This window comes from Paracoccus aurantiacus (assembly GCF_007993065.1).
Taxonomy (GTDB): Bacteria; Pseudomonadota; Alphaproteobacteria; order Rhodobacterales; family Rhodobacteraceae; genus Paracoccus; species Paracoccus aurantiacus.
On the sequence record NZ_VOPL01000039.1, the window covers coordinates 1 to 281 of the forward strand.

At 55.2% G+C, this 281-nt stretch carries 1 rRNA gene; it reads right to left on the bottom strand.

The features are described 5' to 3' along the window. Nucleotides 1–281: ribosomal RNA gene (locus FQV27_RS18755) — 23S ribosomal RNA — on the bottom strand; the annotation flags it as partial.

Sequence of the window (281 nt, forward strand, 5' to 3'; positions counted from 1 at the left end):
ACATCTCCTTTTAACCTTCCGGCACCGGGCAGGCGTCAGACCCTATACGTCGTCTTGCGACTTCGCAGAGCCCTGTGTTTTTAGTAAACAGTCGCCACCCCCTGGTTTGTGCCCCCCGCCAACAGTTGCCTGCCAACGGGGCCTCCTTCTCGCGAACTTACGGAGGTATTTTGCCGAGTTCCTTAAATGTGGTTCTCTCAAGCGCCTTGGTATTCTCTACCAGTCCACCTGTGTCGGTTTCGGGTACGGTCTCATGGAGGGCTGTTTCCAGGAACTGCTAA